General features: G+C 51.7%; 24 protein-coding genes. 16 read left to right on the forward strand and 8 right to left on the reverse strand.

All coding sequences use genetic code 11. The annotated features are described in order from the left end of the window. Positions 1-509 precede the first annotated feature (509 nt). A complete protein-coding gene (locus tag ABVM99_RS10675; protein WP_000556521.1) occupies positions 510-3,446 on the forward strand; it encodes an autotransporter outer membrane beta-barrel domain-containing protein in 2,937 nt (978 codons plus the stop codon). 85 nt (positions 3,447-3,531) lie between these two features. After that, positions 3,532-4,155, forward strand: coding sequence for a hydrogen peroxide resistance inhibitor IprA (gene iprA, locus ABVM99_RS10680; protein ID WP_000950242.1), 624 nt, complete (start codon positions 3,532-3,534; stop codon positions 4,153-4,155). A gap of 44 nt (positions 4,156-4,199) precedes the next feature. Here the strand turns inward: iprA and ampH are convergent, their stop codons facing one another. Continuing rightward, positions 4,200-5,357: a D-alanyl-D-alanine-carboxypeptidase/endopeptidase AmpH gene (ampH, locus tag ABVM99_RS10685; protein WP_023194552.1), complete on the reverse strand. Its 1,158-nt coding sequence runs from the start codon at positions 5,355-5,357 to the stop codon at positions 4,200-4,202. 347 nt (positions 5,358-5,704) lie between these two features. Here ampH and sbmA point away from each other — a divergent pair, with 347 nt between their 5' ends. Both sbmA and yaiW read left to right on the forward strand, forming a co-directional pair. Then, entirely contained in the window at positions 5,705-6,925 is a 1,221-nt protein-coding gene (gene sbmA, locus ABVM99_RS10690; protein WP_000477023.1) for a peptide antibiotic transporter SbmA, read from the forward strand. Between the two features lie 14 nt (positions 6,926-6,939). Further along, a complete protein-coding gene (yaiW, locus tag ABVM99_RS10695; RefSeq protein ID WP_023194553.1) occupies positions 6,940-8,034 on the forward strand; it encodes a surface-exposed outer membrane lipoprotein YaiW in 1,095 nt (364 codons plus the stop codon). 37 nt (positions 8,035-8,071) lie between these two features. On the opposite strand, the gene ABVM99_RS10700 is transcribed toward yaiW, so the two are convergent. Next, complete coding sequence (locus ABVM99_RS10700; RefSeq protein ID WP_000763139.1) at positions 8,072-8,380, reverse strand: YaiY family protein; 309 nt, start codon at positions 8,378-8,380, stop codon at positions 8,072-8,074. Positions 8,381-8,648: 268 nt separating this feature from the next. Between ABVM99_RS10700 and ABVM99_RS10705 the strand changes: the two genes are divergently transcribed. Further along, positions 8,649-8,864, forward strand: a complete 216-nt coding sequence (locus tag ABVM99_RS10705; protein ID WP_001239240.1) for a DUF2754 family protein — start codon at positions 8,649-8,651, stop codon at positions 8,862-8,864. A 25-nt stretch (positions 8,865-8,889) separates the two neighbouring features. Here ABVM99_RS10705 and ddlA read toward each other — a convergent pair whose 3' ends face one another. Beyond that, positions 8,890-9,984, reverse strand: coding sequence for a D-alanine--D-alanine ligase (ddlA, locus tag ABVM99_RS10710; RefSeq protein ID WP_023194554.1), 1,095 nt, complete (start codon positions 9,982-9,984; stop codon positions 8,890-8,892). A gap of 77 nt (positions 9,985-10,061) precedes the next feature. Between ddlA and ABVM99_RS10715 the strand changes: the two genes are divergently transcribed. The 5 genes from ABVM99_RS10715 to adrA all read left to right on the forward strand — a co-directional run bounded on the left by ABVM99_RS10715 (position 10,062) and on the right by adrA (position 14,585). After that, a complete protein-coding gene (locus ABVM99_RS10715; RefSeq protein ID WP_000480792.1) occupies positions 10,062-10,775 on the forward strand; it encodes an extensin family protein in 714 nt (237 codons plus the stop codon). Between the two features lie 168 nt (positions 10,776-10,943). Next, positions 10,944-12,155, forward strand: coding sequence for a multidrug efflux MFS transporter (locus ABVM99_RS10720; RefSeq protein ID WP_000446772.1), 1,212 nt, complete (start codon positions 10,944-10,946; stop codon positions 12,153-12,155). A gap of 296 nt (positions 12,156-12,451) precedes the next feature. After that, a complete protein-coding gene (iraP, locus tag ABVM99_RS10725; RefSeq protein WP_001518423.1) occupies positions 12,452-12,712 on the forward strand; it encodes an anti-adapter protein IraP in 261 nt (86 codons plus the stop codon). A gap of 348 nt (positions 12,713-13,060) precedes the next feature. Next, a complete protein-coding gene (psiF, locus tag ABVM99_RS10730) occupies positions 13,061-13,381 on the forward strand; it encodes a phosphate starvation-inducible protein PsiF (RefSeq protein ID WP_017441686.1) in 321 nt (106 codons plus the stop codon). 91 nt (positions 13,382-13,472) lie between these two features. Next, positions 13,473-14,585, forward strand: coding sequence for a diguanylate cyclase AdrA (gene adrA / locus ABVM99_RS10735; RefSeq protein ID WP_000484097.1), 1,113 nt, complete (start codon positions 13,473-13,475; stop codon positions 14,583-14,585). Between the two features lie 14 nt (positions 14,586-14,599). Here the strand turns inward: adrA and proC are convergent, their stop codons facing one another. Then, on the reverse strand, positions 14,600-15,409 hold the full coding sequence (gene proC, locus ABVM99_RS10740) for a pyrroline-5-carboxylate reductase (RefSeq protein WP_000412193.1): 810 nt from the start codon (positions 15,407-15,409) through the stop codon (positions 14,600-14,602). Between the two features lie 139 nt (positions 15,410-15,548). Between proC and ABVM99_RS10745 the strand changes: the two genes are divergently transcribed. The 5 genes from ABVM99_RS10745 to ppnP all read left to right on the forward strand — a co-directional run bounded on the left by ABVM99_RS10745 (position 15,549) and on the right by ppnP (position 18,235). Next, complete coding sequence (locus ABVM99_RS10745; protein ID WP_000158137.1) at positions 15,549-16,004, forward strand: YaiI/YqxD family protein; 456 nt, start codon at positions 15,549-15,551, stop codon at positions 16,002-16,004. Between the two features lie 184 nt (positions 16,005-16,188). Then, positions 16,189-16,734 (forward strand): shikimate kinase AroL, encoded by a 546-nt coding sequence (gene aroL, locus ABVM99_RS10750; RefSeq protein WP_000983568.1) that lies wholly within the window; start codon positions 16,189-16,191, stop codon positions 16,732-16,734. Between the two features lie 26 nt (positions 16,735-16,760). After that, positions 16,761-16,952 carry a protein YaiA gene (gene yaiA, locus ABVM99_RS10755; RefSeq protein ID WP_001143161.1) on the forward strand — a complete coding sequence of 64 codons (192 nt, stop codon included), beginning with the start codon at positions 16,761-16,763 and terminating at the stop codon, positions 16,950-16,952. 250 nt (positions 16,953-17,202) lie between these two features. Next, entirely contained in the window at positions 17,203-17,880 is a 678-nt protein-coding gene (locus ABVM99_RS10760; protein WP_001276437.1) for an AroM family protein, read from the forward strand. A 70-nt stretch (positions 17,881-17,950) separates the two neighbouring features. Continuing rightward, a complete protein-coding gene (gene ppnP / locus ABVM99_RS10765) occupies positions 17,951-18,235 on the forward strand; it encodes a pyrimidine/purine nucleoside phosphorylase (RefSeq protein WP_000941953.1) in 285 nt (94 codons plus the stop codon). Positions 18,236-18,272: 37 nt separating this feature from the next. On the opposite strand, the gene rdgC is transcribed toward ppnP, so the two are convergent. After that, positions 18,273-19,184, reverse strand: a complete 912-nt coding sequence (gene rdgC / locus ABVM99_RS10770) for a recombination-associated protein RdgC (protein WP_000964305.1) — start codon at positions 19,182-19,184, stop codon at positions 18,273-18,275. 125 nt (positions 19,185-19,309) lie between these two features. Between rdgC and mak the strand changes: the two genes are divergently transcribed. After that, the gene (gene mak / locus ABVM99_RS10775; protein WP_001219277.1) at positions 19,310-20,218 is read left to right on the forward strand and encodes a fructokinase; all 909 of its coding nucleotides are present in this window, start codon (positions 19,310-19,312) and stop codon (positions 20,216-20,218) included. 19 nt (positions 20,219-20,237) lie between these two features. On the opposite strand, the gene araJ is transcribed toward mak, so the two are convergent. The 3 genes from araJ to sbcD all read right to left on the reverse strand — a co-directional run bounded on the left by araJ (position 20,238) and on the right by sbcD (position 25,922). Then, positions 20,238-21,410, reverse strand: a complete 1,173-nt coding sequence (gene araJ, locus ABVM99_RS10780; RefSeq protein ID WP_023194556.1) for an MFS transporter AraJ — start codon at positions 21,408-21,410, stop codon at positions 20,238-20,240. 172 nt (positions 21,411-21,582) lie between these two features. Next, a complete protein-coding gene (gene sbcC, locus ABVM99_RS10785) occupies positions 21,583-24,723 on the reverse strand; it encodes an exonuclease subunit SbcC (RefSeq protein ID WP_023194557.1) in 3,141 nt (1,046 codons plus the stop codon). After that, positions 24,720-25,922, reverse strand: coding sequence for an exonuclease subunit SbcD (gene sbcD / locus ABVM99_RS10790; protein ID WP_001221266.1), 1,203 nt, complete (start codon positions 25,920-25,922; stop codon positions 24,720-24,722). The genes sbcC and sbcD overlap by 4 nt, the downstream gene beginning before the upstream one ends. Positions 25,923-26,070: the final 148 nt, after the last annotated feature.

Below are 26,070 nucleotides of genomic sequence, written 5' to 3' on the forward strand. Positions count from 1 at the left end.
CTGCCTGATGTTTGTGGAATCGAAGGCCCAGTATACCTGAATCTGCAGGCAGATGTTTTACGAAAACGGTCCTTAACGTAGCAGGCGCAGCCCCAGCGGCGGCAGAACATGGCGCTTCTTTTATATACCGGAGATTAATACCTCAGGTACTATATCATTTTAAATAAGAATTAGTTTTACGTTGTTTTTAGTTTTATTTCATCGTCATTTAAGTAAATGTGGGTTTTAACATTATTCATATTTATTTTATTTTTCTTTAATCCATATTTATCTCATATGTATTTTATTTTTTTATTTTCTTGTAACCTCATGAAAAAGAATGATTTTTAATTATCTATTTTCCTTTTATTACGTCTTTTTAATTCATGTCCGAATCCGGACTGAGGATAAAGAATAATTGAACCTTTTAGCAATGACGCCGCATAATCCTCCTTGCTAAACATCTATATGTTTTTATGCATTGATAATTGATGGATCAACTATATTACGTCCCTGAGGAGGGATGACAAATGCACTCCTGGAAAAAGAAACTTGTAGTCTCACAATTAGCATTGGCTTGCACTCTGGCAATCACTTCTCAGGCGAATGCTACTACTTACGATACCTGGACTTATTACGACAATCCTACCACCGCGCTTGATTGGAATAATATGGATGCCGCAGGCACTGTTGATGGTAACTATGTAAACTATAGCGGTTTCGTTTACTACAACAATGCCAATGGTGATTTCGATCAGACGTTCAACGGTGACACTGTTAACGGTACGATTTCTACCTATTATCTGAACCATGATTATAATGACGCAACCAGTAATGAGCTGAATATTAGTAATTCAGTTATTCATGGCTCGATTACTTCCATGCTGCCGATTGGTTATTACGATCGTTTTGATACGTTGGATCACGATGGGTATTCTGAATATTATCGGTTCAACAACGGTACTGATACTGTTGACGGAAACTGGTATGACGGTGATGTGTTCACGCTGAACATCGCTAATTCCACCATTGATGATGATTATGAAGCGTTTTACTTCACTGATTCCTATAAGGATGGTGATGTAACTAAGTACACAAATGAAACATTCGATGTCAGCGAAGGCGTGGCGGTGAATCTTGATGTAGAAAGTAACATCAATATTTCCAACAATTCCCGTGTTGCAGGTATTGCCTTGTCTCAGGGAAATACTTACAACAACACTTACACGACGGAATCCCATAACTGGGATAACAATATTAATGTATTTGACTCTACTGTAACTTCCGGTTCAGATTATATCCTGGATAGTGCTTATACTACTGACACTGGTACTTTTGGCACAGGTCACTTTGGCAATTCCGATGAGCCGAGCGATTATACTGGTGCTGGCGACGTTGCATTATCTTTCACTGATGACAATGGTGCTTCAGACTATGCAATGAAGAACAATGTGTACTTCAGTAATTCTACGCTGATGGGTGATGTCAAATTTACCAGTACCTGGAACCTCAATTTCGATGAAGATGGTGATGATACTAACGGTGATGGTGTTCCTGATACCAACCATGGCTGGGCTGATGACGGCCTCAACGTCGACGAACTGAACCTTACACTTGATAATGGCAGTAAGTGGGTTGGTCAGGCGACTTATACTGTTGATACAACGTCCCGTATGTATGATGTTGAAACGAACAGCCTTACTCCAGGCGCAACATTGGAAGATAATGCCTGGAATCGTATCGTTGGTAATGAAGTTTTCCAGAGCGGCGTGTTTAACGTGACGCTGAACAATGGTTCTGAATGGGACACCGTTGGGGACTCGACTGTTGATACTCTGGCTGTAAACAATGGTTCTCAGGTTAATGTTTCTAATTCTGATTTAACATCAGACACCATTAATTTGACTAATGGTTCTTCACTGAACATTGGTGAAGATGGTTATGTTGACACCGATCACCTGACAATTGACTCCTATAGTACTGTTGGTTTGACCGAATCTACTGGATGGAGCACTTATTCCAATCTGTATGCCAATACCATTACTGTAACTAACGGTGGTATGTTGGATGTGAATGTTGGTCAGTTTGATACCGAAGTATTCAGCACTGATAAACTGGAACTGACCAGCGGCAATACTGCTGATCACAACGGTAATGTTGTTTCTGGTGTGTTCAATATCCATAGCAGCGATTATGTTCTGAACGCTGACCTGGTGAACGACCGTACCTGGGATACCACTCAGGCTAACTATGGTTACGGTACTATCGCGATGAACTCTGACGGTCACCTGACCATCAACGGTAATGGCGATATCAACAACGGCGACGAACTGGATAACAGCTCTGTTGACAATGTTGTAGCGGCTACCGGTAACTATAAAGTTCGCATCGACAACGCTACTGGTGCCGGTTCTGTTGCAGATTACAAAGGCAACGAGCTGATTTATGTCAATGACGTAAACACCGACGCAACCTTCTCTGCAGCAAACAAAGCTGACCTGGGTGCTTACACCTATCAGGCTAAGCAGGAAGGCAACACTGTCGTGCTGGAACAGATGGAACTGACCGACTACGCTAACATGGCGCTGAGCATTCCTTCTGCGAACACCAATATCTGGAACCTGGAACAAGACACCGTTGGTACTCGTCTGACCAACGCTCGTCATGGCCTGGCGGATAACGGCGGCGCATGGGTAAGCTACTTCGGCGGTAACTTCAACGGCGACAACGGCACCATTAACTACGATCAGGATGTTAATGGCATCATGGTCGGTGTTGATACCAAAGTTGACGGTAACAACGCTAAGTGGATCGTTGGTGCGGCAGCAGGCTTCGCGAAAGGCGATCTGAGCGATCGTACCGGTCAGGTGGATCAGGACAGCCAGTCTGCCTACATCTACTCTTCCGCTCGTTTCGCAAACAACATCTTTGTTGATGGTAACTTGAGCTACTCTCACTTCAACAACGATTTGTCTGCTAACATGAGCGACGGTACTTACGTTGACGGCAACACCTCTTCTGACGCCTGGGGCTTTGGCTTGAAACTGGGTTATGATCTGAAGCTGGGTGATGCAGGCTACGTAACGCCTTACGGCAGCGTATCCGGTCTGTTCCAGTCTGGCGACGACTACCAGCTGAGCAACGACATGAAAGTTGACGGTCAGTCCTACGACAGCATGCGTTATGAAATCGGTGTAGATGCAGGTTATACCTTCACTTACAGCGAAGATCAGGCGCTGACGCCGTACTTCAAACTGGCTTACGTTTACGACGACTCCAACAACGATGCTGACGTAAACGGCGACTCTATCGACAACGGCGTAGAAGGTTCTGCGGTACGTGTTGGTCTGGGTACTCAGTTCAGCTTCACGAAGAACTTCAGCGCCTACACCGATGCTAACTACCTCGGCGGCGGTGATGTTGATCAAGACTGGTCTGCAAACGTTGGTGTTAAATATACTTGGTAATCATTTTCTCTCAGGAGAAATAAAGGTAATTTAAACTGAAAAATGCCCGTCAAGGACTTGACGGGCATTATTGCAAGGAATGCATATGTTATCTTTAAGCAAGCCACTACAGGAATTCTACAGACTCGATAAATGCCTTTCTAAGCATGGTACGCGTTTCGAGTTTGTTAATGATAAAGAGATTATCTGTTCACCTGATGAAAGTAATACCCATACCTTTGTTATTTTAGAGGGGGTTGTTTCGTTAGTTCGCGGTGATAAAGTTCTTATTGGTATTGTGCAGGCCCCCTTTATTTTCGGCTTAGCCGATGGTGTGGCGAAAAAAGAGGCACAATATAAATTAATTGCGGAGAGCGGTTGCATCGGTTATCGCCTCTCATCATCACAAACTCTCGCCATCATTGAGCAGAACCAACTGTGGCGTGAAGCCTTCTGTTGGATAGTATGGAAAAGTCAGGTACTGGAACTTCGTGACAAGCAGCTCATTGGTAATAATTCTTACGACCAGATTCGTGCGACGTTAATGACAATGATTGAGTGGGATGAAGAACTTCGCTCACGTATTGGTGTTATGAATTATATTCATCAACGAACGCGCGTATCGCGATCGGTGGTGGCGGAAGTTCTCGCGGCCCTGCGTAAGGGTAATTACATTGAAATGAATAAAGGCAAACTGATCAGTATTAACCGTTTGCCCTCCGAATATTAACAAGAATGTTGCGCCTCGTCTGATATAGCGCGAGGCGCGACGACTCAGGATGCAGGAATAGCAACCGGTTTATTGCCGCTTAGCTCAGTAACCAAATCGTTAATCCCGTCGCTCATATTGGTAAAACGAGTGAGGGGGGAACGGGTTACGACCACAAAAGCGCCAATATTATATTGCGGGATCATCGCCATATAGGTAATAAAACCGCCGCCTCCTCCTGTTTTCTGGATAATGCCAGGACGTCCGTCTTTTGGTGCCATATAGACCCAACCCAGACCGAGCGCGTCGGCTTTACCCGGTACGTCCATCCCGATGATTTTCTTTAACTGTGTGCGCTGATAAATCAACGTTTGCATACGATCGGCCTGTTGGCTACGGTGATAGAAATCTGACGACAGATACTGTTGCATCCAGCGCATCATATCTCCTGGCGTAGAATAGACCCCGCCGCTGCCAATGGCAGCCAGCGTATTATTACAGGGGCTTGCGCCTTTTTCTGCCACCATCAGACGCTTACACTGATCGGGAGAAGGGGTAAACGTGGTGTCTTTCATTCCCAGCGGGCGGGTAATCTTTTCTTCAAACAGTTGCGTATAAGGTTTGCCGGAGGCGGTCGCCAGCGCGTCGGCTAACAGGTCGAACGCCAGATTGGAATAGGCCGCCTGTGAACCGGGCGCGACTTTTAACGTTGCTGTGGAGAGCCAGTTCCAGCGTTGTTCGCGGGTTGGCCAGACAAATACCGGACGATGCGCCGCGCCGCCTGGCTGTTCTCGCGGAAGCGCGCTGGTGTGGGTTGCTAAGTTGACCAACGTAATCGGCGTGCCTTGATACGTCGGGACATGCGCGCCGGGAGGCGCATATTTGCTGAGAGGATCGTTTAATTTTACCGTTCCCTGATCGAGCAATTTTACCAACATTTCACTGGTCATGAGCTTGGTGAGCGAAGCGATACGAATGACCGAATCAAGCTGTGGACGAACATTATTGCCCGGTCTGGTGTCACCGAAACTACGAAACACGCGTTGATTGCCGTCGATCACCACCAGCGCCATGCCCGTGGCGCCGCTACCATAAAAGATATGCTCGGCATAACGATCAACGATATCAGAGGCAAAAACCGGATCGGCAATCGGCTGAGCCGCCTGGACAGAAGTAAGTGATGCCGCAAACAGCATGGCAGTAAAAAGCAGACTACGTTTCAACGGTGATGTCCATAAGTGAAATAACGGTGGTTATGCGTATTTATACTACCCGGCGGCACATTGCAAAACGTTAAAGAGAAAAAAGTGGGTGAAAAAACGTAACAGGCGGGTTTTCGTGATGGAGAATGTTTACTTTTGTGATAGAGCGCTTGTGATAACCTGATAGCGTCAGCCTGCCTGCTTAGGATGAAACTCGTCGAAACAATTCTGTTGAGCAGAAGTGCGAACTAAGCGTCACAACGTAGGTCACAATGCCTGGTTTAGCCCTTTCATTTGCGTGGGCATGGCGTGATATTGCCGTCATCACAGCAGCCGTAATAAAGAGAAGAAGTTAGCAGGAGAGCATGATGTTTAAATCTTTTTTCCCAAAGCCAGGGCCGTTTTTCATGTCGGCGTTTGTTTGGGCGCTGATCGCCGTCATTTTCTGGCAGGCAGGAGGAGGAGATTGGGTGGCGCGACTTGTAGGGGCATCCGATGAAGTGCCTATCAGCGCAGCGCGCTTCTGGTCGCTGGACTATCTGATTTTTTATGCTTATTACCTGATTTGCGTGGGATTATTTGCAACGTTCTGGTTCATCTATAGCCCGCACCGCTGGCAGTACTGGTCGATACTTGGCACCTCGCTCATTATTTTTGTCACCTGGTTTTTGGTGGAGGTTGGCGTTGCGGTTAACGCCTGGTACGCGCCGTTCTATGATTTGATTCAAACGGCGCTCAGCTCGCCGCACAAGGTCACTCTTGGTCAATTTTATCATGAAGTGGGGGTGTTTCTCGGTATTGCGCTTATCGCCGTGGTGATCGGCGTGCTGAACAACTTCTTTGTCAGCCACTATGTATTTCGCTGGCGTACCGCAATGAATGAGCACTATATGGCGCACTGGCAGTACCTGCGCCATATCGAAGGGGCCGCCCAGCGTGTGCAGGAGGACACCATGCGTTTTGCCTCTACACTGGAGAATATGGGCGTGAGTTTTATCAATGCCATCATGACGCTCATCGCCTTTCTGCCGGTGTTAGTCACCCTGTCAGCGCATGTGCCGGATTTACCCATCGTAGGACATATCCCTTACGGCCTGGTCATTGCCGCCATAGTCTGGTCATTAATGGGGACGGGCCTGCTGGCGGTCGTCGGGATCAAATTGCCGGGGCTGGAATTTAAAAATCAGCGAGTGGAAGCAGCTTATCGTAAGGAGCTGGTCTACGGTGAAGATGACGCCAGCCGCGCCACGCCGCCCACCGTCCGTGAACTGTTTAGCGCGGTGCGTCATAACTACTTCCGTCTCTACTTTCACTATATGTATTTCAACATCGCGCGCATTCTCTATTTGCAGGTCGATAACGTTTTCGGTTTGTTCCTGCTGTTTCCTTCCATTGTTGCCGGTACGATTACGCTGGGTCTGATGACGCAAATCACCAACGTGTTTGGCCAGGTGCGCGGTTCGTTCCAGTATTTGATTAACTCCTGGACGACGCTGGTGGAGCTGATGTCTATTTATAAACGTTTACGTAGCTTTGAACGTCAGTTGGATGGTCAGCCAGTTCAGGAAGTGACCCACTCTTTTAGCTAACAGAAGGAAACGTTATGTCGGCGGCGTCCCGTCTTTATCCTCTGCCTTTTCTGGCGGTCGCCATATTGGCTGGCTGTAGTAGTCAATCCGGGCAGCCGGTGAGCAAGGGCGAGAAGCCTGTCGACGTGGCAAGCGTAGTTCGTCAGAAAATGCCAGCCACTGTCAAAGACAGAGAGGCCTGGGCGAAAGATATCGCGACAACATTTAAGAGCCAGGGGCTGGCGCCGACGGTAGAAAATATCTGTTCGGTGCTGGCTGTCGCCCAGCAGGAGTCCGGTTATCAGGCGGATCCTGTCGTGCCGGGGCTAAGTAAAATCGCCTGGCAGGAGATTGATCGCCGCGCTGAACGACTACACATTCCTCTGTTTCTGGTGCACACCGCGCTGAAAATTAACTCCCCCAACGGCAAGAGCTATAGCGAACGCCTGGACACGGTAAAAACCGAAAAACAGCTTAGCGCTATTTTTGACGACTTTATCAATATGGTCCCTATGGGGCAGACGCTATTTGGCTCATATAACCCGGTGCATACGGGCGGCCCGATGCAGGTCAGCATTGCCTTTGCCGAACAGCACGCGAAAGGCTATCCGTGGAAGATGGCGGGTACGGTACGTCAGGAGGTCTTTACGCGCCGTGGCGGATTGTGGTTTGGAACCTACCATTTGCTGAATTACCCGGCGAACTACAGCGCGCCTGTTTTCCGCTTCGCCGACTTCAACGCGGGATGGTACGCCAGCCGTAACGCTGCGTTCCAGAATGCCGTCAGTAAAGCCAGTGGGGTAAAACTGGCGCTGGATGGTGATCTGATTCGTTATAACAGCAAGGAACCGGGCAAAACAGAGTTAGCGGTGCGCAAACTGGCAGGGCAGTTGGGAATGAGTGAGCGCGAAATTCGCAGCCAACTGGAGAAAGGCGATAGCCTGGCGTTTGAAAAAACGGCGCTCTACAAGAAAGTCTATAAACTGGCCGAGGCCAAAACGGGCAAGACGCTTGCGCGGGAAATGTTGCCCGGTATTCAACTGGAAAGCCCGAAGATCACGCGCAAGCTGACGACCGCCTGGTTTGCTAAACGAGTTGATGAGCGGCGGGCGCGGTGTATGGGGCGATAAATTTCGCGCTGGGATATTTTCTCCAGCGCGCTAAGGTTTATTGGTGACGGTGACGCCAGCGTAAAAACGCGGCGATAACGGCGAAAATGAGGCAGCCCGTGAGGAAGGGCACCAGGCCAAAAATCGTCCCGACGCCCAGCCCAATCTCTACCCGCGGTCGACCTGTATCCTGTACCTGCATCAGATGCTCATAGATGCCCGGCGCATGAACCAGCAGGTTTAAGAGTTGCGCTCCGGCCCAGAAGCAAAACAGTACAAATATGGCGTAAGCAATATTTCCGGGCGTAGAGGAGGTTTCTCGATGCTTCCCGCTGAACAGCGATTTTGAGAGAGTGAAATCAGCCATAAAGACCTCCAGGATGATCGGCTACGATCTGGCGTTATGCCATCGGCTTACTGTGAAGTCTGACAGGTCATTGTGTTTGTCAATATCAGAATCATGGTAATTTCACATACGGAATGTATCCATCGCGTAAATTTTTGTTAGTTGTCACAAAATGATCACTTTTATCAAAATCAATTAACATTTAAGAAATTCCGTATCCCCCCACAGACTCGCCCGCCAGAAGTATGCAAAAATACGTTTTTGTTGCTGTTAATACGTCGGAGTCGTTATGCGTTTGCCTGTAAAAATTCGTCGTGACTGGCACTACTATGCCTTCTCTATTGGCCTTATCTTTATTTTGAATGGCGTCGTAGGATTGCTGGGATTTGAGGCGAAAGGATGGCAAACCTATGGCGTTGGGCTGGTAACGTGGATTATTAGCTTCTGGCTGGCGGGGTTCATCATTCGCCGGCGCGAAGATGACGAGGTAAAAGACGCCCGATAAACGTTGCGCTATCGGGCGTGCGGTATTACATCGTGGTTTTTAAGGCGTTATTCGCCGTATGGCGTTCCAGCGCCAGCTCAATCAGACGGCTGATCAAATCGGTATAGCCCAATCCGCTCGCCTGCCAGAGTTTTGGATACATACTGATATTGGTAAAACCTGGCAGCGTATTAATCTCGTTAATCACGACCTCATTGTCTGCCGTTAAGAAGACATCGACACGCGCCATACCCGCGCATCCCAGTGTCTGATAAGCCTGGATCGCGATCGCGCGGATCTTGTCATTTACCCCGGAAGGAAGCTGCGCAGGCACGACAACTTGTGCGCCGTTATCATCAATATACTTAGTATCGTAGGCGTAAAATTCGCTATTCAGTACGATTTCGCCGCAGGTACTGGCCTGTGGGTTATCGTTACCTAATACGGCGCATTCGATCTCGCGCCCTTTGATCCCTTGCTCCACCACCACTTTATGATCGAATTCGAAAGCCAGCGCGACCGCCTGCTGATATTGCGCTTCGTTAGTGACTTTACTAACGCCGACCGAAGAGCCCTGATTGGCGGGCTTAACGAACAGCGGCAGTCCCAGACGGGATTCAACCTCGGCAAAACTAAACACGTGACGATTCGTTCGGGTGAGTGTAATAAACGGGGCGATATTCAGTCCTGCATCGCGTAGCAGTCGTTTGGCGACGTCTTTATCCATGCAGGCTGCGGAGCTCAGCACGTCTGAACCGACAAACGGTAAGTTTGCGACGCGCAGCATCCCCTGCAATGAGCCGTCTTCGCCCAGCGTTCCGTGGACGATAGGAAAAATAACATCTACCGTCGGTAGCGGCTGCCCGTTCTGAGCGTTAATCAATTGGTGTTGGTGTTTGCCAGGCACCTGGGCCAGACTGATTGCCGAAGGACGTAGCGCGATATGTGCCGGATCGTCTGCATTCTGCAAATAATTTTCCGCATCGTTAACATGCCATTGTCCTGCCTTATCTATCCCTAACAGCACCACGTCGAAGCGGGTTTTATCGATCGCATCAACGATATTTTTCGCTGATTGCAAAGACACTTCATGTTCCGCCGACTTACCGCCAAATACTATTCCTACCCGCAATTTCGCCATCTTAAAAACCCATTCCATCGAATGCAAAGCGTATACATTACCACGACAAAACGCGGGTTTCGCGGGGTTCTGCCATAATGTTTATGGGATGTGAGAACGGAGGCCGCGTGAGAGGTAAGGGTTTTCTGATTATTGTGCTGTTGGGCGGCATTGGCGGGCTGGGATATCGTTATCTTCCCTCTTATTATAATCCTTTTGCTCCGCTACAACTTGCCGATCCGCCAGGCTGGATCACGACCTTCAAACTACAGCGCCTGACGCCGTCGCAGTGCCGGGAGCTTTTGACGGCGGCCAATCAACAGGGATTAATTTCATCACAACCTGTTGCGGATAGCGCTGGTGAATGTCCCTTGTCCCATGTTGTGCGCGTCAGAGATTTTGGCCAGGTTAAACTGAGCAGCAGTTTTTTAGCCTCCTGCCCGCTGGCGCTGCGCTCCGCGCTGTTTGTCGAACAGCAGGCAAAACCTTTAACAGAAACGTGGATGAAGCGCCGCCTGACCCGCATCGAACATCTGGGCAGCTATGCCTGCCGTAATATTTATCACCGCCCGGATGCGCGTCGCAGTGAACATGCCAGCGCAGAAGCGCTGGATGTCAGCGGGTTTCAGCTATCAGATGGCCGAAAAATCACTGTTCTGCGCGGCTGGGGGCGTGAGGAGACGGGGCCCTGGTTACGCGCTATGTTAAACGCCAGTTGCCATTATTATGGCAATGGGCTCGGGCCTGACTATAACGCTGCTCATGCTAACCATTTTCATCTTGGAATGCGGGGCTACGGCGTGTGTCGTTAAAGCATAAACGTCTGCCTTGCGCGGCTATATAATGTGACATGTTTCACAAAAATGATGAACGGGGAGACAAAATAGCAAAGTGTGACGTATCGCACCTCTGGAACCACCAGGAAAAAGAGAACTTGCTAAGCTAACGCGTATTTTCAGCTACTTACCGTTACGAGTCTTATGGAATCCTGGAAAGTTAATCTAATTTCCGTTTGGTTTGGATGTTTTTTTACCGGGCTGGCAATCAGCCAAATCCTGCCATTCTTACCTCTTTATATTTCCCAGCTTGGCGTCTCTTCCCATGAAGCGTTATCAATGTGGTCCGGGTTAACGTTTAGCATCACGTTTCTTATTTCCGCCATTGTGTCGCCGATGTGGGGCAGTCTCGCCGATCGTAAAGGGCGTAAACTGATGCTATTGCGCGCGTCGCTCGGGATGGCGATAGCTATTCTACTGCAGGCATTTGCGACCCATGTCTGGCAACTTTTCCTGCTGCGCGGAATCATGGGGTTAACGTCAGGCTATATCCCCAATGCCATGGCGCTGGTAGCCTCTCAGGTACCACGCGAACGTAGCGGCTGGGCGCTCAGTACGCTTTCTACCGCGCAGATCAGCGGCGTTATCGGCGGGCCGTTAATGGGCGGTTTTGTCGCGGATCATATCGGGCTGCGGGCGGTATTTCTGATTACTGCCATGCTGTTGGTGGTGAGCTTTCTGGTCACGCTATTTTTAATTAAAGAAGGCGTGCGTCCGGTCATCAGAAAAAGCGAACGCCTGAGCGGTAAAGCCGTTTTTGCGTCGTTACCTTATCCTGCGCTGGTGATCAGTTTGTTTTTTACCACGATGGTCATTCAACTCTGTAATGGTTCCATCAGTCCAATCCTGGCGCTGTTTATCAAATCAATGATGCCGGACAGTAATAACATCGCCTTTCTTAGCGGGTTAATTGCCTCGGTGCCCGGTATCTCTGCGCTTATCTCCGCGCCTCGCCTGGGAAAACTTGGCGACAGAATCGGCACGGAAAGAATTCTGATGGCCACGCTTATCTGCGCAGTGCTGCTTTTCTTCGCGATGTCCTGGGTCACCACGCCGTTCCAGTTGGGACTGTTGCGTTTCTTGTTGGGCTTTGCCGATGGCGCGATGTTACCCGCCGTACAAACGTTATTGGTGAAATACTCCAGCGACCAAATTACCGGACGTATTTTTGGCTACAACCAGTCATTTATGTACCTGGGCAACGTGGTTGGGCCGTTGATGGGCGCGACGGTATCGGCGATGGCCGGTTTCCGCTGGGTTTTTATCGCTACGGCGGCGATCGTGTTGATCAATATTGGACAACTGACCCTGGCGTTACGTCGTCGGCGTAACGCGCAAAAAGCGAAAGGCCAATAGCGGTGCATCGTAACGGCGCTTCTGCCGTTACGATATGGTTTAAATTAAAAGATATATTCTTTATCCGTGAAGTTTTTCTATAGATGGCATAACCTTAAATTATGATATAGCGTGATTATTGTTTTTTGATGGTTTATTATCGTCTCGTTTTCGGTCTGAGAAACGTTTCGCTGCGGCGACAGTGATAATTATTTGTGTAAAGTTCTTCCTGTATCATAAAAATAGTACTTTCAGCCTCTAGGCAGTGGTTCTTCATAGTGATAACGTCACCCTGGAACTAATAAGGAAATATGGTCATGAAAAATCTCATAGCAGAGTTGTTGCTTAAGCTAGCCCAAAAAGAAGAAGAGTCGAAAGAACTGGTTGCTCAGGTAGAAGCGTTAGAGATTATCGTCACAGCAATGTTACGTAACATGGCGCAAAACGAGCAGGAGATGTTGATACGTCAGGTAGAGGGGGCACTTGAAGGCGTAAAGCCGGATGCCAGCGTTCCTGATCACGATACGGAATTGCTGCGCCAATATGTAAAAAAGTTGCTGAGACACCCCCGGCACTAATCGTATTTTAAAACAATACAGTTGTTATAACGTTACTTTTATGAAATACCATAGCCGCTTCGTTTTTATTTTCTTCTGGTTAATACAGAGCAAAATAAAAACGAAGCGGCTATGGTAATAACAGTGTAACGTTATGCGTTGTTCTTCTGCATCCTGCGTGACTGTGGATAATCGAGTTGCACATTAGCCTACGGTTTGTCAATCAATAAAACATATATTGCTCACGGTAAGTAATACTTTTACTGCCGGGTGGTATTTTTGCCAGTAACAGCCAGACTTATATAAAGTCCCTGGGATATTTCCCAAAGGGACAACGTGTAATGCGTACACTGACAAAAGGATGGTGCTATGAAAATAACATTACTGGTGACTTTACTTTTTGGCCTGGTCTTTTTAACGACCGTCGGCGCAACCGAGAAACCGTTAACGCCGCAACAGCAGCGCATGACGACCTGTAATCAGCAGGCGACAGCGCAAGCATTGAAAGGCGATGCGCGTAAAACTTACCTTAGCGACTGCCTGAAAAACAGCCAGTCAGCCCCTGGCGAGAAAAGCCTGACGCCGCAACAGCAGAAAATGCGTGAATGCAATGTTCAGGCGACGGAACAATCACTGAAAGGCGATGACCGTAGCAAGTTTATGAGCGCCTGCCTGAAAAAAGCGGCGTAGTGCTATCGGGTGAGCCCTGAAAAACACTCACCCGAAATTTCATACTTCCTCCATGCGCTCTGTTTCTATAATTTGGGAAAATTGTTTCTAAATGTTCCCAAAAATAATGAATGATGAAAATTTTTACCGAAAAGCGGTTGAACAGGCGGTAGCGCCGCCTGACCCTTCTGATGATCGTCAGCGCTCCGGATTGCGCTTCGCCCGGCGCATCAGGCTACCGCGCGCGGTGGGGTTAGGGGGGATGTTTTTACCAGTGGCCGCCGTGTTAGTGTCGCAACCTGTCTTTGGCGGCTGGTGGCTATTGCTGGTCGGCTGGTCTTTTGTCTGGCCGCATCTGGCGTGGCAGTGGGCGGCGAAAGCCCTTGATCCGCTACGCCAGGAAATTTACAACCTGAAAGTGGATGCGATCCTCTCCGGCATGTGGATCGCGTTGATGGGCGTCAATATGTTGCCTGCCGCCGCGCTGTTTATGATGATGAGCATGAATCTGATGGGCGCTGGCGGGCGGCGGCTATTCACTGTCGGAATGGGCCTTTTGCTGGCGTCATGTCTGGTGACGTTGCAGCTTACCGGGCTACCCGTCGCGATGCGAAGCTCGTCGCTGGAAGTCACGCTCTCTTTGCCCGTCATTATGTTGTATCCGCTTCTGTTCGCCTGGGTAAGTTACCAAACGGCCATTAAATTAGCGGAACATAAGCGACGCTTGCAGGCGATGAGCTCGCGGGATGGCATGACCGGCGTCTATAACCGACGCCACTGGGAAATTTTATTACGTAATGAATTCGATCACAGCCGACGCCACCATCGGGAGGCGACATTATTGATTATCGACATCGATCATTTTAAGAGCATTAACGACACCTGGGGGCATGATGTTGGGGATGAGGCTATTATCGCCCTGACGCGTCAATTACAGATAACGCTACGCGGGAGTGATATTATCGGGCGCTTTGGCGGCGACGAATTTGCGGTGATTATGTGCGGAACGCCGGCAGACAGCGCGATTACCGCCATGTCGCGAGTGCATGAACGGCTAAATACCTTACGCTTGCCGGGCGCGCCGCAGGTCATGTTACGTATCAGCGTGGGCGTGGCGCCGTTAACGCCACAAATCGGTCATTATCGGGAGTGGTTAAAGTCTGCGGATATGGCGCTTTATAAAGCAAAGAATGCCGGACGTAACCGCACCGAAGTGGCGGCATGACGTCCAGCCGGGCTTCAGGATTTACTGAGCGCCTCTGATTTTTCCATACACTTCGTCATCGCTTCTATTACCGCAGCGCGGAAGCCACGTTCTTCCAGAACGCGTACGGCTTCAATCGTCGTTCCGCCAGGCGAGCACACCATATCTTTCAGTTCGCCGGGATGCTTTCCGGTTTCGAGTACCATTTTCGCCGACCCCATGACGGCCTGCGCGGCGAATTTATAAGCCTGAGCGCGAGGCATACCGCCAAGAACGGCTGCGTCCGCCATCGCCTCGATAAACATAAAGACATAGGCCGGCGAAGATCCGCTCACGCCAACCACCGGATGGATCATCGGCTCAGCAATCACTTCCGCCTCGCCAAAGCAGCGGAAAATATTCAGCACATCAGCCGTATCTTCCGGTGTGACCAGCGCGTTGGGCGTGACGGAGGTCATTCCTGCGTTGACCAGCGACGGCGTATTCGGCATAGCGCGAATGATTTTACGGTCGTGTCCCAGCGCGCGCGCAAGCTGATCAAGCGTTACGCCTGCGGCGATAGAGACCACCAGTGAGTCTTTGTTCAGGCTGGAGGAGATTTCACTGAGCACTTTCACCATAATGCCTGGTTTTACCGCGCCGAAAACGATATCCGCGACCTGAGCGACCTCCTGCGCGCTTTGCGCCGCATTAATGCCGTACTGGTCATGCAGGGCGGCAACTTTATCGGGGGAGGGGGTGTAGACCCAGATCTGGCCGGGAAGTACCTGACCGCTGGCAATCAGTCCGCCAAGAATAGCCTTGCCCATATTACCGCAGCCAATAAAACCGATTTTCTTCTCCATCTCGTCACTCCCTATGTTTGTGTGTTATGGGGAATGGTTAGCTTAACGCGGATTGAAAACGGGCAGAAGGAGAAACAGCACTTTGATGAAAGGCAAAAGCGCGAGACAATAAAAGATTGTATATCGTACGGGAGACATTATGACCATCTGGGTGGATGCGGATGCGTGTCCGAATGTCATTAAAGAAATTTTGTACCGCGCCGCCGAGCGGATGCAGTTGCCGCTTATTCTGGTTGCCAATCAGGCCTTGCGCGTGCCGCCTTCGCGTTTTATCCGCACGCTCCGCGTGGCCGCCGGGTTTGACGTGGCGGATAACGAAATCGTGCGTCAATGCGAAGCGGGCGATCTGGTGATTACCGCGGATATTCCGCTGGCGGCTGAAGTGCTGGAAAAAGGCGCTGCGGCTCTTAATCCCCGGGGAGAACGCTATAGCGACGCCACGATTCGCGAACGTCTGACGATGCGTGACTTTATGGACACGCTACGCGCCAGCGGCGTACAAACGGGGGGACCAAACACTCTCTCGCCGCGCGATCGTCAGCATTTTGCCGCCGAGCTGGATAAGTGGTGGCTGGAAAGCCAGCGTAAAAAATAAATCCTGTAATGAAAAATTTACAGTTTATTCATTTCTGATTCTTGTTATAGTACTAATATTGTGACTTTAGTATTTTTGTGTAAATTATTATTTACATTTATGCGTTGTACTAGTTAGATGATATGATTATAACATTGCTGATATCAAATCCTGCGTATGCGCAGTTCCTGGGGGAACGCCTGCTATGATGCAACCTCTTTATCTTGTTGGCCCGCGGGGCTGTGGGAAAACCACCATCGGTATGGCGCTGGCGCAGGCAACCGGTTTTCGGTTTGCAGATACCGACCGCTGGCTGCAATCGCACGTGCAGATGAGCGTCGCTGATATCGTTGAAAAAGAAGGCTGGGGAGGGTTCCGCGCTCGGGAAACCGCGGCCCTGGAGGCGGTAAGCGCGCCTTCGACTGTCGTGGCGACGGGAGGCGGTATTATTCTCACGGAGTATAACCGACGTTATATGCACCGTGTTGGCGTAGTGATTTATCTGTGCGCGCCGGTATCCACGCTGGTTAACCGGCTTGAGGCTGAACCTGAAGCGGATCTGCGCCCGACCCTCACCGGCAAGCCGTTGAGCGAAGAGGTTCGGGAAGTGCTTGAGCAGCGTGACGCGTTGTATCGCGAAACGGCGCATTACATTATTGACGCGACGAAAGCGCCGGCCCAGGTCGTTTCTGAAATTATTGCGGCGCTGCCGCTGTCGACGCAACGGTTACAGGGAGATGTCTATACTTAACGCTCACCCAGAATAAAGGAAACGCTATGCCAACCAGACCACCTTATCCGCGGGAAGCTTATATCGTCACCATTGAAAAAGGCACGCCGGGCCAGACGGTGACGTGGTATCAGCTACGGGCTGACCATCCGAAACCTGATTCGCTCATCAGCGAGCATCCGACCGCAGAAGAAGCGATGGATGCGAAAAAACGTTACGAAGATCCGGATAAATCATAGACGCATGAACCACTCGGAAGGGATTCCGGGTACCCCTAAATTGTATCTCCATCACATTCTTGAAACATTTATACTGGCAACTAAAACCGTAAATTAAGCGATAACAATACAATATTGGAGTTATTTGGAATCTTTACACAATACGTTGCTCATCTGCTGCTACGCTTTCTGAGATTTGTAGGGCAGGTAGCGCGGTGAGCGTGTGAATATTTGCCCGGGAATTACGACGAAGTAATAAGGTGGAATAAAAATGAGTGCGTCGTTGGCAATCCTCACAATCGGCGTTGTGCCAATGAGCGAAGTGTTACCGCTTCTGACGGAATACATCGACGAACAACACATCACCCATCATAGCCTGCTGGGAAAAATGAGCCGGGAAGACGTTATGGCGGATTACGCTGTAGAGCCTGGCGACGATCCGCTTTTGACGTTGCTGAATGATAACCAGATAGCCCATGTTTCCCGCCAGAAGGTGGAGCGAGATTTACAGAGCGTTGTCGAGGTGCTGGATAACCAGGGTTATGACGTCATTATACTGATGAGCACCGCGGCGATTAAAAGTATGGCAGCCCGTAATTCTATTTTGCTTGAACCGCTGCGTATTATTCCACCGCTTGTCGCCTCTATTGTGGATGGGCATCAGGTGGGCGTGATTGTGCCTGTTGCAGAACTTCTGGCGGCCCAGGAGAAAAAGTGGCAGGTATTGCAAATGCCGCCGGTGTATTCGCTGGCGAATCCGGTTCACGGTTCTGAGCAACAGTTAATTGATGCCGGGCAGGCGCTACTGGATCAAGGCGCGGACGTCATTATGCTGGATTGTCTGGGTTTTCATCAGCGTCATCGGGATATTTTACAGCAGGCGCTGGATGTGCCGGTTTTACTCTCTAATGTTTTGATTGCGCGGTTAGCTTCAGAACTGCTTGTCTAATTTTACGTGACAGGCCGAACGTCAGGACTCTATATTGGGTGTTAATTTAATAATGAGACGGGGCCTGATTATGCTACAAAGCAATGAATACTTTTCCGGGAAAGTGAAGTCTATTGGATTTACCAGCAGTAGCACCGGCCGGGCCAGCGTTGGTGTGATGGCGGAAGGGGAGTATACCTTTGGCACCGCCGAACCCGAAGAGATGACGGTTGTGAGCGGCGCGTTGAAGGTACTGTTGCCGGGAACTGTCGAATGGAAAGTGTATACAGCCGGTGAGGTGTTTAACGTGCCTGGCCACAGCGAGTTTCATCTCCAGGTTGCTGAGCCCACCTCGTATCTGTGCCGCTATTTGTAACGGTGAGTCCCCTCTCCGGCGGAGAGGGACCCTCTGGTTAGCGCTGCGCTTCGCCGCCTAATCCTTCCACCAGGCTTTGAATCAGCGCCGCCAGCTCGCCGGTCATCAGGATAAAGTCCGCGTCAAAACGTTGGGCAAAATCTTCCCGGTCGATATCTTCGTTCTGATCGCGCAGCTCATCGCAGAATTTCAGACGCTTAATGGAGCCGTCGTCGCACATGACGAATTGAATACGCTGCTGCCAGTCGAGCGCCAGCTTCGTGACCACTTTACCCGCTTCAATATGAACGGCGATCTCGTCGCTGACCAGATCCTGCTTTTTCGCGCGGATCACGCCGCCATCTTCCAGCATCGCTTTCAATTCGGCTTCGTCCAGCAACTGGAAACCCTGAGCGACCGTACCGGAGCGCACCCATTCTGTGAGCGTCAGCTCAATCGGATTTTCCAGCGCCAGCGGGACGACCGGCAGCGAGCCAAGACTTTTACGCAGTAGCGCCAAAGTATCTTCCGCTTTTTTCGCGCTGGCGCAGTCAACCATAATCAGGCCGTTAACGGTATCAATCCACATCATTGTCTGACTGAAGCGGCTAAACGCGCGCGGCAGCAACGAATGCAACACTTCATCCTTCAGGGAATCTTTTTCCGTCTTCTTCAGCTTGCGTCCCTGATCGGCTTCCAGTTTCTGGATTTTCGCCTCCAGAGCCTGTTTGATCACTGGCGATGGCAGGATTTTCTCTTCTTTGCGCGCGCAAATAATAATTTGGCCATTGGCGGTGTGCGTTAACGCATCGCTGTGAGAGCCCATCGGCGGAACCCAGCCCATTTTGGCCATATCCTGGCTACCGCATGGGGTAAACGTCATTGAGGCGAGCTGTTTCTCCATCTCTTCGGCGCGTAATGTAATATCGCGGCTAAGACGGTAAACCATTAAATTTTTGAACCACAGCATGATAATTTCCACGGCCTTGTCGTTAAATCCAGGCGGTATAGTAACGAATTGTCGGCAGGCTTGCATTGCCAATCAGAACGGTGAATTCTACCCTGTTGATATTCCCAAAAAATGAGGAGCGGTATGTGCGTATTGGTATCGATTTAGGCGGCACAAAAACGGAAGTCATTGCGCTTGATGATGCAGGAGAGCAGCGGTTTCGCCATCGTCTGCCTACGCCGCGGGAGGATTATCAGCAAACGATAGAAACCATCGCTACGCTGGTCGACATGGCGGAACAGGCGACCGGCCAGACCGGTAGCGTTGGCATTGGCATTCCCGGTTCTCTCTCGCCTTACACTGGCGTGGTAAAAAACGCTAACTCTACGTGGCTTAACGGCCAGCCGTTCGATAGCGATGTGAGCCGTCGTCTGAAGCGTGAAGTGCGGTTAGCCAACGATGCCAATTGCCTGGCGGTATCGGAAGCGGTAGATGGCGCGGCGGCGGGGGCGCAAACGGTATTTGCGGTGATTATCGGTACCGGGTGCGGCGCGGGCGTAGCGCTAAATGGCCGGGCGCACATCGGCGGCAACGGTACGGCAGGTGAATGGGGCCACAATCCGTTGCCGTGGATGGATGACGATGAGTTGCGTTACCGCGAAGAAATTCCCTGTTATTGCGGTAAACAAGGCTGTATCGAAACCTTTATTTCCGGTACGGGATTTGCCACGGATTACCAGCGTTTGAGCGGTAACGCGCTAAAAGGCGATGAGATTATTCGTCTGGTCGACGCGCAGGACGCCGTGGCGGAACTGGCGTTAAGCCGTTATGAGCTGCGGCTGGCGAAAGCATTATCTCATGTCGTGAATATTCTGGATCCGGATGTCATTGTGCTGGGCGGCGGTATGAGCAATGTTGAGCGCCTGTACAAGACGGTTCCGTCGCTGATGAAATCGTTTGTTTTTGGCGGCGAGTGCGAGACGCCGGTACGTAAGGCGCGGCATGGCGATTCAAGCGGCGTGCGCGGCGCGGCCTGGCTGTGGCCGCTGGCGTAACGTTTTTAGCCGGATGGCATCATCCGGCAACCGGCGTGACCGATGGCTGCTTGTGTTTTAGACGTCCGTATACCAGCAACGACGACATGGCGGAAAACGAGAGCAGGGCGGCGGGAAGCGCCACATAGTGGTACGCAAAACCTAGCGTCAGCATCAGCCCGCCGCACCAGGCGCCAATCGCGCTACCGAGATTAAAGGCGATTTGCCCTCCCGCCGCGCCCAGCAGTTCGCCGCCTTTGGCGTTTTGCAGCAGCAGGATTTGCAGCGGCGCAGAGAGCGCAAACAGACCAGCGCAGCAGATAAACGCGAAAGTCAGCGATGCTGTTTTGTATCCGCTGAAGAAAAAGAGCGCCATGAGAGAGAGCACGATAATGAGGTCAGTCACTACCGCGATGCGCAGCGGAGTATATCTGCCGGAGAGTTTGCCGCTTAACAGATTGCCTAACACCATCCCCAGCCCGACCAGCATCATAATAAACGTCATGCTCGTCTCCGAAAAACCGGAGATGTACATCATAAATGGCTTGATATAGCTGAACCAGGCAAAAACGCCCGCATTGCCGAACATCGTGGCGGCGAAAATGAGCCACGGTGCAGGACTACGCAAGAAGTGGAACTGCTCGCGCAGGCTGCCTTGGGCTTTGTCACGGATATCCGGCACCCAGAAGAAAATCGCGGTGAGCACGGCGATGTTGAAAACCGCGATCAATAAAAAGGTGTAGCGCCAGCTAAATTCCTGGCTCAGGTAAGTGCCGAACGGAATGCCCACCAGATTCGCCACCGTCATCCCTGAAACCATACCCGCGACGGCGGCGGTGACTTTCCCGGGGCGGATAATCTTTGACAGGACAATGGCGCCGACGCCAAAAAAGGCGCCGTGCGGAAAGCCGGAAACCAGTCTGCCGACGGCGAGCATCAGATATGACGAGGAAAAGGTAAATATGGCATTGCCCATCACGCACAGCGTGACCAGAAACAGCAGTATATGTTTAAGCGAAAAGCGGCTGGAAAAGAGCGCCATAACAGGCGCGCCCAGCACGACGCCGAAGGCGTAAAACGAGATCATATGCCCGGCGGCGGGAATCGTTATCCCGACATCGCGTGCCAGCTCCGTCAACACGCCCATAATGCCAAACTCGGCCATCCCCAGTCCGAACGTACCCAGCGCCAAAGAAAAAATAACTTTTTTCATACCACCTGCCGAAAATAAAGGCGCATGTTGCGCGCTGTGGCTGTGAATTGTCACAGCCAATCAACGTATAGCTTGCGGATAAGCGCGAGGTAATACCATTCCTTATCCGTCTTTGTGTATTCATTATTATGCTATGTCATGACGGTATGCTGTGCGCAGGATGACACTCGCGTTACTCCACGGCAAACGCTTTGTCCAGTTTGCTATAACCAAGCCCATTGATTTTTTTCACTTTTATCTGCACGGGGATACGTTCTTTCATGGCTTCCACGTGGCTAATCACACCGATGGTCTTCCCGCTGGCATTCAGCGCGTCGAGCGCATCCAGCGCGGCGTCCAGCGTTTCGCTATCAAGCGTGCCGAAGCCTTCGTCGAGGAACAAAGAATCAATGCGCGTTTTATGGCTGACCAAATCTGATAACGCCAGCGCCAGCGCCAGGCTGACCAGGAAACTTTCGCCGCCTGATAACGTTCGCGTATCGCGCACGGCGTCGGCCTGCCAGGTATCGACAACCTCCAGTTCCAGCGCGTCGCTGGCTTTGCGCTGCAATAAATAGCGGCCATGCAGGCGGGTGAGCTGATGATTCGCCAGCCAGACCAGATTATCCAGCGTCAGTCCCTGGGCGAATTTGCGGAACTTATCACCTTCTTTAGAGCCGATCAGCGCATTGAGATAGCCCCAGTCTTCCACTTGCTGAGAGGCTTGTTTCATTTCTGCCATCAGCGCGCGTTGGCGCTGCCGATTATCTGCATCCTGTTTAATTTGCTGGCGGATTTCCCCCTGGCGTGTCGTGTTCTCGCGCAGTTGTTGCGCCAACTGCGCCAGCCGCTGCGCGAGCTGCTCCGCCGTACACGTTGGGTCCAGACCGGCGGGCGGCTGTTGCTGATGGTCAGCCAGCGCCTGCGCGGACTGCGCGCTTAACGCCTTCGCTTGTTGTAGCTGACTTTCCAGCGTTTGTTGTTGTTTTTCCAGACGGGTCACGGTCTCTTCATCCAACAACGCCGCCAGGAACGTTGCCTGGCTGTCAAACGGGCTATTTTTTAACGCCGCATCAAAGTGCGCTATCGCCTCGGCGGCGCGCTGCTGTTCCTGCGTCGTCTGTTCCTGCAGGGTTTGCAACTGGCTTTGTAATGACACGCACTCATCATGCGCCTGCCGCCAGTTATCCAGCGGCACGTCGTCGTCGGAATCCGCGGTATCCGTTTGCGGTAGCGTTTCCAGCAACGGGGCAAGCCTGTCGATCTGCGTTTGCAAATCCGCGAACTCGGTCTGACGCTGTTGCCATATTTTCGCTTCGTCGGCGCGCTCATTCAGCCACGAAGCCTCGTCTTCTGGCGCTGGAAGGGAAAGCGTATACTGCGCCAAATCAGCCGTCAGCGACGCCTGACGCTGCGCAATCTGCGCGGTAAAGCGCGCTACCTGTTCAGTATGCGCCGCGATTTGCGTTTGTAGAGCATGACGCTGGCTGAGCTGATCCAACTGTTGCTCATGCTCTTCCGCGGCGGTCAGCCAGCCCGCGAGGTCTTCTTGCGGCTGGAGCTGAACGCCCAGCGTAGCGCACAGCGTTTGCCATTCCTCAGTAAGCGCTTGCTCCTCCTGCAACAACGACTGCGCCTCGCTTTCATCCCGCTGTAATTGTTGCGTTAAGGCATCTAACTGTCCTCGCAGCGCCGCGCCTTCTTCCGCCAGCGTTTTGACCTCTTTTTCCAGCGCGTCGCGGCGGGTTTGATTCGCGCTCAGTTCCAGCGCCTGATAGGCGGCGATGGCGGGGTGCGTCGTCGAGCCGCAAAGCGGACACGGCTGGCCGGACTGTAAGTGCGCCCGCTGGCTTTCCAGATCTTTGATGCGCGCCTCCTGCTCGCAAATAGTGCGAACGTCCGCAAGCTCCTGCGCTTTAGTCTTATAACTCAGTCGCTTATCCGCCAGACGTTGGGTGTATTGCGTCTGCTCCTGATGATGACGCGCGATAGCTGCCTGTAGCTGCGCCTGACGCTTTTGTTTCGGGACAATTTGCCCCTGAAGCGCGGCGAGACGATGGCGTAGCGGACGCTGCCGGGTATGCAATGCTCTGGCTTCCGCCAGCGCCTGTGGCGTGAGGTCGAGCGTGAGCGGCGGTAGCGCATCACGCTGACGCGTATCGCTCAGCAACTGCTGTTGCCATTGGCTCAGTTGCGCCCGATCGTGGGATTGTTGTGTTAATAATGCTCGCCACCCCGCCAGTTCGCTGCGCCAGACGCGGATGCCGTCGTGTTCCGCCAGCCATGTCTTCAACCGCTGCCCTGTGGCGTTCAGTTGCGTGAATTGTCGATGCGCGCAGGCGCGGATACGCTGGCGCAGGCGATACGCGCTTTGTAAGCGAGCATTCACTTCATCACTGTGCTGGCGAACACGCTCAACGGCGCGGGTTTGTTCCTGAATGCGCTCCCAATGCGGGCGCAACTGGCGAGCAGGTTGCGCCAGCGTCAGCGCCGCGAGCTGCGGCTGCGCTTTTTCTCGCGCCTCTTGCGCCGCGTACAGCGCCTGCTGCCGGGCGTGTAATTCAGTGTGGAGCTCGTTTTTTCGGGTCAGCCAGTGAAGGTGCTGCTGCTGTCCTTGCTGGTCGGCCAGCAGGCGTTTCTCTTCGTCAGTAAGCGCCTGCAAACTGGCTTCCAGTTGCTGTAACTGTTCGTCCGCCAATAGGGCGACGCCGCTGGCCTGCGCTTGTAACTTTTCCAGTTCGAGACGGGCTGATTTATGTTTTTCAAATACCTGTGCGGAGATCTGCCCGTAAATCTCAGTGCCGGTGAGCTCCTCCAGAAGCTCTGCGCGCTCTTTCGCTTTGGCGTTAAGAAAGGCGGCGAACTGCCCCTGTGATAACAACATCGAACGGGTGAAGCGCTCGTAGTCCAGCCCGGTCAACGTGGCGATCATCTCCAGTTTATCCTTTACCTTATCGGCAAAGATCTTTCCGTCTGAACACCGCGCCAGCTCCACGCGTGGGGCCTGGAGATTGCCGTCAGGCTGATTTCGGGCTCGGTTCTGGCTCCAGAACGCGCGCCAGGCCTCGCCTTTTACCTCAAACTCCACTTCGGCCAGACATTCCGCCGTATCGCGCGTCATCAAATCGTTTTGCGACTGCGATACCGTATTCAGGCGCGGCGTTTCGTGGTACAGCGCCAGACAGATGGCGTCAAGCAAGGTGGTTTTTCCCGCGCCGGTCGGGCCGGTAATGGCGAATAACCCGTTACTGGCAAACGGTTCGGCGGTAAAATCGACCTTCCATTCTCCTTTCAGCGAGTTCAGGTTTTTCAGACGCAAACTGAGAATTTTCATGCCTCATGCTCCTCATTCAACGCGTAGAGCGTGCTGGAAAAGAGCTGATTCAGGCGCTCGCGCTGCGGGGGATCTAACGCTTCCAGCGCCAGACGCCGCGCAAAAACCTCCTCCACGCTAAGCTCGCTTAATGTTTCCCGCCGTTCGTTCGCCAGCGAGCGCTCGCGCTGTTCGCGGCTACGGCGCACCAGTAATACCTCTACGGGTAGCGACTCCGTTAGCGTCTGTATTCTGCGTTGGATATCGTGCAGATAATCGTCGGTGGTGATTTCAATATCCAGCCAGACGGGGGGCGATTGCTCAACGCCGCGCCACTGCTCAAGCTGTTCGGTAATTGACGCCAGGTCGCCTTTTAAAACCGCCAACGGTTGAGTCACGGGGACAGCCAGACTTTCGGTACTTTGCCATTTCCCCTGCTCGAAGGTCACCAGATGCACGCATTTGCTTTTGCCGCACTCATCAAAGCTGAGGGCAATGGGCGAGCCGCAATAGCGGATATGCTCCGTGCCGCCGACACATTGCGCGCGGTGAATGTGTCCCAATGCGATATAATCCGCTGGCGGGAAATGCTGCGCCGGAAAGGCATCCAGCGTACCGATATAAATGTCGCGAACCGCATCGCTTTTGCTGGCGCCGACGGTGGTTAAATGCCCCGTCGCGATAACCGGCAGCTTTCGTTCGCCGCGTAGCTGGCACGCTTCCCGATACTGCTGTTGATAATAATCGGCAATCGCATGAAGAAGTTGCTGCTGTTTCTCGCTGCCGGATAATCCCGCCTGACTGGTAAGAATGTCGCGCGGGCGCAAAAAGGGAATGGGGCACAGTACGGCGCCCGGAGAACCGTCGCGACGATGAAGTAGCCGCGGCGCATAGCCCGCGCTGGCGATCACGGTTGTATTGAGAAATGCCAGAATGTCGCGCGATTCGTTTAGCGTGGCGACGGAATCATGATTACCGGCCAGCACCACCAGATGACAGCCCGTTTGCTGTAAATTAACGACGAAACGGTTATAAAGTTCTCGGGCATAGCTTGGCGGCGAACCGGTATCAAAAATATCGCCAGCGACAATAATGGCATCCACCTGATGGGCCTGCGCGGTCTCCAGCAGCCAGTCCAGAAAAGCCTGATGCTCCGCGGCGCGGCTTTTACTGTAGAAATTTTGTCCCAGATGCCAGTCAGAGGTGTGGAGGATGCGCATAATTGTTCCATGCAAAAAAAGCGTGAACGGGATTATACACGTCATCCCCTCCATTTTTGGGCGCAATTTACCGCCGGTACACGGTAATGCACGGTTTCACCGGTGTCATAAATCATCAACATGCTTTCAATGCCGCCTTTTTTTTTCA

This window comes from Salmonella sp. SJTUF15591 (genome assembly GCF_043356435.1).
In the GTDB taxonomy this organism is placed as follows: Bacteria; Pseudomonadota; Gammaproteobacteria; order Enterobacterales; family Enterobacteriaceae; genus Salmonella; species Salmonella enterica.